14 protein-coding genes are annotated in these 6,130 nt (G+C 63.3%); 3 read left to right on the forward strand and 11 right to left on the reverse strand.

Annotation, left to right across the window (positions count from 1 at the left end; all coding sequences use genetic code 11):
- Positions 1-223: hypothetical protein (locus WAX14_RS08355; protein WP_422627622.1), on the reverse strand; the 223-nt coding region annotated here is incomplete at its 3' end.
- 336 nt (positions 224-559) lie between these two features.
- Between WAX14_RS08355 and WAX14_RS08360 the strand changes: the two genes are divergently transcribed.
- Entirely contained in the window at positions 560-1,012 is a 453-nt protein-coding gene (locus tag WAX14_RS08360; protein ID WP_422627623.1) for a hypothetical protein, read from the forward strand.
- Positions 1,013-1,016: 4 nt separating this feature from the next.
- Positions 1,017-1,160 (forward strand): hypothetical protein, encoded by a 144-nt coding sequence (locus WAX14_RS08365; RefSeq protein WP_422627624.1) that lies wholly within the window; start codon positions 1,017-1,019, stop codon positions 1,158-1,160.
- 94 nt (positions 1,161-1,254) lie between these two features.
- Here WAX14_RS08365 and WAX14_RS08370 read toward each other — a convergent pair whose 3' ends face one another.
- The 4 genes from WAX14_RS08370 to WAX14_RS08385 all read right to left on the reverse strand — a co-directional run bounded on the left by WAX14_RS08370 (position 1,255) and on the right by WAX14_RS08385 (position 2,989).
- Positions 1,255-1,551, reverse strand: a complete 297-nt coding sequence (locus tag WAX14_RS08370) for a hypothetical protein (RefSeq protein WP_422627625.1) — start codon at positions 1,549-1,551, stop codon at positions 1,255-1,257.
- A gap of 218 nt (positions 1,552-1,769) precedes the next feature.
- Positions 1,770-2,030 (reverse strand): hypothetical protein, encoded by a 261-nt coding sequence (locus tag WAX14_RS08375; protein WP_422627626.1) that lies wholly within the window; start codon positions 2,028-2,030, stop codon positions 1,770-1,772.
- 37 nt (positions 2,031-2,067) lie between these two features.
- The gene (locus tag WAX14_RS08380) at positions 2,068-2,310 is read right to left on the reverse strand and encodes a hypothetical protein (RefSeq protein WP_422627627.1); all 243 of its coding nucleotides are present in this window, start codon (positions 2,308-2,310) and stop codon (positions 2,068-2,070) included.
- A gap of 457 nt (positions 2,311-2,767) precedes the next feature.
- On the reverse strand, positions 2,768-2,989 hold the full coding sequence (locus WAX14_RS08385) for a hypothetical protein (RefSeq protein ID WP_422627628.1): 222 nt from the start codon (positions 2,987-2,989) through the stop codon (positions 2,768-2,770).
- A 305-nt stretch (positions 2,990-3,294) separates the two neighbouring features.
- Here WAX14_RS08385 and WAX14_RS08390 point away from each other — a divergent pair, with 305 nt between their 5' ends.
- Entirely contained in the window at positions 3,295-3,432 is a 138-nt protein-coding gene (locus WAX14_RS08390) for a hypothetical protein (RefSeq protein WP_422627629.1), read from the forward strand.
- Between the two features lie 43 nt (positions 3,433-3,475).
- On the opposite strand, the gene WAX14_RS08395 is transcribed toward WAX14_RS08390, so the two are convergent.
- From WAX14_RS08395 to WAX14_RS08420, 6 genes are all read right to left on the reverse strand, one after another.
- Complete coding sequence (locus tag WAX14_RS08395; protein ID WP_422627630.1) at positions 3,476-3,739, reverse strand: hypothetical protein; 264 nt, start codon at positions 3,737-3,739, stop codon at positions 3,476-3,478.
- 112 nt (positions 3,740-3,851) lie between these two features.
- The gene (locus tag WAX14_RS08400; RefSeq protein ID WP_422627631.1) at positions 3,852-4,064 is read right to left on the reverse strand and encodes a hypothetical protein; all 213 of its coding nucleotides are present in this window, start codon (positions 4,062-4,064) and stop codon (positions 3,852-3,854) included.
- On the reverse strand, positions 4,061-4,498 hold the full coding sequence (locus WAX14_RS08405; protein ID WP_422627632.1) for a hypothetical protein: 438 nt from the start codon (positions 4,496-4,498) through the stop codon (positions 4,061-4,063). The genes WAX14_RS08400 and WAX14_RS08405 overlap by 4 nt, the downstream gene beginning before the upstream one ends.
- 319 nt (positions 4,499-4,817) lie before the next feature.
- Positions 4,818-4,955, reverse strand: a complete 138-nt coding sequence (locus tag WAX14_RS08410) for a hypothetical protein (protein ID WP_422627633.1) — start codon at positions 4,953-4,955, stop codon at positions 4,818-4,820.
- Between the two features lie 46 nt (positions 4,956-5,001).
- Positions 5,002-5,247, reverse strand: a complete 246-nt coding sequence (locus WAX14_RS08415) for a hypothetical protein (protein WP_422627634.1) — start codon at positions 5,245-5,247, stop codon at positions 5,002-5,004.
- A gap of 76 nt (positions 5,248-5,323) precedes the next feature.
- Positions 5,324-5,593 carry a hypothetical protein gene (locus tag WAX14_RS08420; RefSeq protein WP_422627635.1) on the reverse strand — a complete coding sequence of 90 codons (270 nt, stop codon included), beginning with the start codon at positions 5,591-5,593 and terminating at the stop codon, positions 5,324-5,326.
- Positions 5,594-6,130 lie beyond the last annotated feature (537 nt).

Below are 6,130 nucleotides of genomic sequence, written 5' to 3' on the forward strand. Positions count from 1 at the left end.
CCCGTATGAGTTCCTCGAGGTAGCAGACCGCGCGGTTGTCGGTGCGCTCAGCCTCGGATTGTCCCAGCGGTCGTGGACGGGCCCGTAATGTGCCACCGACCGCGAGGATTGTCCATGGGCTTCCGTACCGGTCGACGACGGAAAGTTGGCCTGTGGCGTCGGCGACGGCATCGAACAGTGCTCGCGCGTCGGTGAGGGTGCAGATCCCGTAGCTATGAACCATGTAGTTGCTCCTTCTGTTTCTGGTGCGGACAGTTCGCGAGCCGATGGTCGGCGACACCGGCGCCGGGAAGGGGCCGAGTGCTCGCTGGAATACGGCTTCCGTGATCAAGGTGGCTACTGCCACGATAAACGTTGCGTGACTGCGTTTTTGTGTGAGTCGCCGATCCTGCAGAGTTGGACCGGCGACTCGGTAGGCAAACGCGAACCAGGTGACGCTGACCTCCGATCGGTCACGGCTGACACGGAGCCATCGTCGATAGTTATACTGTTGTAGCACAAGTACTTTCGCTGCATTGTTCATACCCACTCGTCGTTGGGTGCCATCAGGAAGGACCTCATGAATCGTTCTGCAACCATCGGAGACTTGGCGGGAGAGCACCTCACCCACATCGACCTCGGCGATGACGACCCTCGGGTGTCCGTCGAGGTCGGAGAGGGTAGTGTCATCTCGGTTCAGTTCGCCGAACTCCTCCAGTTTCACCGCGAACGAGGCCTGCCGGCAGGGATCGTCGACGACGACGGTGACCTCACCGGAAACGGTCGCGCGCGCATCGAGAGTCACCTCCGCACACTTCTGGCGGCGCAGGGATCGGTGGATCCTGCCGCTGTTCACGTCGATGACGATCTGGGCGACGATCAGGGCTTCCTGGTGGTGCTACAGACGACGGTGCCTTCCGGCACCCAGTTCCACGATTTCTACGACCGGACCGCCTGGCCGTTCGTGGCGACGATGGTCAACATCACCGATCCGGGTACCTTCAACAGCCCGTACTTGTTCAGCGAGATCTGAGAATATGGACAACGCAGCAGATCTCGTACGCGTACACGGCATGTGGGGTTCGCACCCGCAGTTTCGGGTATCTGACTGGCAGTACGAGGTCGGCAACGGTGATACCCGCCTGGGCTACTGGGAATGGGTCGCGGCGCAGCTCGAGTAGTGGTTCGGTACACCGCGTGGTGCCACGTCGGATCGAATACGGTCGAGGTCCTCACGTGGTCGAGAATGGTCGATCCGGCAGGGCACCCGCGTGGTCATCCGCCCGCGGTGCTGGTGATGGCGGCAAGGGCCTCGTCGAGAGTGGCGAAGGTATCGCCGCCGCGAAGGTACCGGACATCTCCGTCGGGGCCGGCCGCGACAGCGCGGAACACCCGCCCGCTGGCCGGTTCGCCGGCGAACGTGTAGCCGGATTCGACGAAGTAGTAGTTCCCGATCACTCCCGTTTCGATCCGGGTCCCGTGATGGTCCACGGAATCGATGGAAAACCAGTGGTGGCCGAGCTTCTTGTTCGCCGCTTTGATCTGGTCGATCGTGGTGTATCCGTTGCTCATGATGTTTCTCCTCAGTCTCGTCTGGTGTTCCGCCCGCGTCGGCCGACGCGGGCGGATCAGGTGTCGGATGTCAACAGGAAATGTTGTGGTACACGTTGTTCCACATGGGCCGGTGCGGGCGTGGGAGTTGCGGCACTGTGCCCCTGCCCACAGCAGGACGGTCAGCCGGCCGGCGGCGTCGATGGTCTCGGATACTCGGTGGACCGTTGCCGGCGATATCAGTCGCGCAACTGATATGCCACTTCGTTCCAGTCGATTCGTTCCCAATCGTTCTCGGCGAGTTCGTTTCGGACTTCTGCGGTGAAACCGCTGGCGTGGCTTCGCACTGTGTGCGTCACATATTCGGCAAGGCCGTCGACATTACCGGCGGTCGCGAATTCTGTGGCGCGCTCGGAGATTCTCTTTCCGTCATCCATGTCACCTTCGTTGGCGATGTAGTTCGCGATAATGTCGGTGACGGTCTGCGCTCTGTCGGTCACTTTACGATCCTTTCCGGTGCTGGATATGCGAGCTGATTTACCGGGAGACGATGTGCGCTTGGCCGGGCCGCTCCACCGCGAGGTGTCCGTCGTCTACCCACCAGGGACGATCACCGTTGACCTCGAACTGTCGGTAGACCGAGTTGGTGGTCTTGTACGTGATGTCCTCCCACCCTGTGACCGTCGGGTAGGCGTCCGCGTCGGCCAGCAGACAGACGAGCCGATCACCGACCTGGACGTCGTCGACGTCGATCCATTCGGACGGGTAACGCGAGTTCACTGGGCCTCCTCGTATGGCTGTTCGTACGGTCGGTGTTCCTCGTACGGCAATCGAACTGATGCCCGCACGACCAGTTGCCGGCGCCGATCGAGCTGATGCGGCGGTTCGGACGACGTTCGGCGAGCGAGTTGCTCAGATATGCACCGTCGCGCTGAGCGTGGACCGTGTCGCAGGTCTGCGGGCGGCAACGACAGGTGCGTGCACGCTCCGCGCTGCGGTATCCCGACCGGTCCGCCCCGATGGACTGCGGGGTCGAACTTCGCTCCCCCTGCCCGGCCGGCGCCGATGTCCAGTGCCGTTCCACCGGGCCGGTCACGGTTGTCGCAGCAGGCGCCGGCGATGAGGGTCGGTCCCGTTCGGTCGACACCAGCGTTCCCGCGGGATGCGACGACCGGGAGTGATCCGCCCGTGCTTGTGCGCAGCATCTGGGCCTACCTGTTCGGTGGCTGCCACTGAGTCAGATGAGGGTCTCGGCGGCGTGTCCGTGGCCGTCCATGCTCTGGTGGCAGGCGTCGCAGGCACTGTCACTACTGATCTCGCGGGTGAGCACGAAGTAGCCCGCGGTGCGCGCGAATCTGCGTACTCGTTCTGCGAGGTCATCGGAGTAGAACTCGAGTCCGCTGTAGTCGTCGTTGACGATCGCCGCCGCACAAGGGTGGCACAGGTCGTATGTCGTCATTTGTTGAACTCCGATTCTCAGGGCTGCGTTGCCGGCACTTCGGACGGTGCCGGTCGTGGGTAGGCTCGTGGTGCGCGACGGTTCCTCGTGGATCAGGTCGCGATGCGGGATGTGACGATCTGGGTGTCGTCGAGGCCGCACTATTTCGTCCTCGACGAGGCTTTCAATTCAGCATGAAGTGGTCAATTTTTTCGTATTGATTTGCAGAATGTCCCGCGTTTTCCTGCGGCACGAAATCGATATGCTTTCAGTGCCCTTGAGAGTCTCCACACCAGCAGAAAGGCGTGATCATGAAGGAGTACACGGTGACATGGACGATCCAGATGGACGGGTCGGATCCGCGGGATGCCGCCGAGCGGGCATTGCGCTCGATCCGCGATTCCGACTCGATCGCCACGGTGTTCACCGTCGATGGCGAAGAAGTCGATCTGCTCGACGACTGAGCATGACCGGCCGGCGTGCGCGAACGGCGCGCCGGCCACCAGGTCAGACGTCGTACCAGGTTCTGCGGTCGTCTTCGGACAGCTGCGAAACGAAGATGACCTTGGGGAACTCGGAGCTGTCGAAAGTCCGCTCGTCGTAGCGGTCGATGGCGTTCGCGCCGGCGATCTGATCGAGCACGTCCTCGACTGCCATCCCCCGTGCGCCGGGGCTTGCGACGCCCTCGGCGATGAGCACCTCGATCAACTGGGCGGGACTGTAGTTCTCGACCTTGTAGGTGTATCCAGCGATGTCGGCGGCGTTCGCCATGGTGGTCCTTTCGGGTTCGGTGCGGTGAAGCGACGGCCTCACCGAGGTTCGGGTACAGCCCATTCGGTTGCCGAGAGCAAATTCTGGGCCGGTGACGCCGGCGACAGATGCGTCAGAGCCAGCTCAGGACTTCCTCTGGCTCGCTGCTGTAATTGGCACGAATGACGTCGTCGACCGTGGTGTCGGGGGCGGACAAGCGGTGCACGGCAACGTTTGTGAGCAGATTCATCGCGTCGCTCACCGCACTGTCGGTGGCGAGGTTCGCGCGAGCAATGATGTCGTCCGCTGCAGTATTGAGGACGTCGCACACCTGTTTGATGGTCACGGACAATTCTGTCTTCCTTTCCGGTTCGATCCCGGCGGGATCCGATGTTCTATGCCGTCGGCGAGCGCGGCTGCCTGGCGTCGGGCGGTCCGAAGCAGCGTGTCGTGTGCTCCCACGACTCGGGTGGCCACGCCCCGCACCTGAACGTCACCGACGGAGCGTCTGCGCGCGTCGACTGCGGGGGGAACCAGAACCGCCACGTGGATCCGACGTGCGGGGACGGTGCGCTTCTGTGGGCCGGTGAGATCGAGCGGTTCGACTTCGACTGCTGTGACGATGTAGTCGAACGCATCGGCTCGACGGCCGCGATCGTTGCTGGTCGTGTATCGAATGACATCACCGACCTCGATCTCGGTGTAGTCGCCGACCGACACGCTCGGGTCCGGATACGGCGAGGCGGTGTCGCCGATGGTTCCTCCTCGACGTGCCGTCACACCGAAGCGCGAGCACCGGGTCGACGCTGCGACCGCCGGCTGCGTGGACCGGCTGTCGACGTGCCGATATCGGTGGCAGCCGGTGGCACGACGAGGTCGCAGGTTCCCGCTCGACGCCGTCGCTGACCTACCCACAGTTCGTCACCATGACGATGCGGCATCGGGTCGCCACGCTCATCGTCGACAAGCGTGCGCTCGATGAGCGATCGAAGCTGCTGTTTCCCTGCATCTTTCGGTGCTTCCCTGTCATGTCGGCGACGGTCGGCGGGTCCGCGCCGACCGTTCGACCGCCAGGTGACGACTGCGATCAATCGTTCGGTCACAGCAAGTCCCGCGCGCTTGCGATCCGCACGGCTTCGAGTGCGACGGGGTCGGTTGGATCGAAGTCCACCTCCGGGATGAACTGCATCGCTGATGATTGCAAGTAGGCATCTTCGTCGATCGGGTCGTTGTCCAATTCACGGTCCTCCTGTTGTTGCGTGCGCGGTGCAGAACCCTGCCGACTATCGGTCGGTCACCTCCCACTCTCGGAAGCTGACTGCGGCGCATCTGCCGATGAGTGGTTCGAGTGCAGCAGGAAGGCTCGAGTCCACCGTCAGTAGTTCGTCCCGCAGTGTTGTTGCGAGTTCGGCGTCGCTGGTCGTGCGCACGGTGCCGTATCCGATTTTGGTGAGTAGTTCGTGTGCCTCGGCCTGGTCGATGGTGACCGTGCTGGTGCGGGTTTCGGTGTAGCTGACGGTGACGGTCATCGGCGGTCCTCGTTCTGCGGTCCTGTGTTGGCGGGCGCGGGGCGGGTAGTCGCGTTGACGGACGTGGTGTGCAGTGTCAGGCGGTAATGCGGTTGAATTCCAGAGCTGCGGGAACCGCGATGTCGACGATCGTGTTGCTGATGACGACGACAGGTTCACCGGTCCGGCTGTGGCGTTCGACGTCGAGCGCGGTGACGACGGCGTAGTCGCATGAGGCGAGGTCGATGGCGATTGCGATTGCGTCGACCGGACCGTCGGCATGGTTGCGCAACCAGTCGAGCGCAGGACTGAGGTCGATGGTGTCGCCGACAGTGAGATTCTCGGCGCGAATCGGTGTGGTGTTCATGTCGGTTGATCCTCTGGATGGTTGGTGGGTCGATGTTCCGGGGTGACGTTCGTGGTATGCGGTGCGTCTCCGGTGGGCAGGCACGGCAGGTTCGGAGTCGCAGAACTGTGGGCGTTCGCGGCAACGCCATGCCGGCCGGGCAGTATGTGCGTGGTGAGCTGTCGGCCCGGCACCGGTATCTGCGGAAGCGGCGGTCGAAGCATCGGGTTCGACCGCCCCGTCGGTGTTGTTCGGTGCCGACCCTGCTGTCGCGGTGCGACCGCACTGGTGTTGCGGGACAACGTGTGTCATTCGTCTGATGGCTTCGACTGTGGTCGCCCCCGGCTGGAACCGGGGGCGACCTCCCCTTCCTCGGGCGGTGAGGCTCATCGGGTGGTGTCGGTAGGCGTCGGCATCGGCGTCGGCGTCGGCTTCGCCGGTTTGCGGGCCGCGTAGTAGCGGGCGATGCCGGCGGAGTCGCGGGGCTTGCCGTCGTGCCCGTAGGCGACGCCACCGAGAACCTGTGATCGTGGTGGTTCACCGGTGGCGATTGCATCG

It is taken from the genome of Rhodococcus sp. (in: high G+C Gram-positive bacteria), assembly GCF_049299235.1.
Classification (GTDB): Bacteria; Actinomycetota; Actinomycetes; order Mycobacteriales; family Mycobacteriaceae; genus Rhodococcus.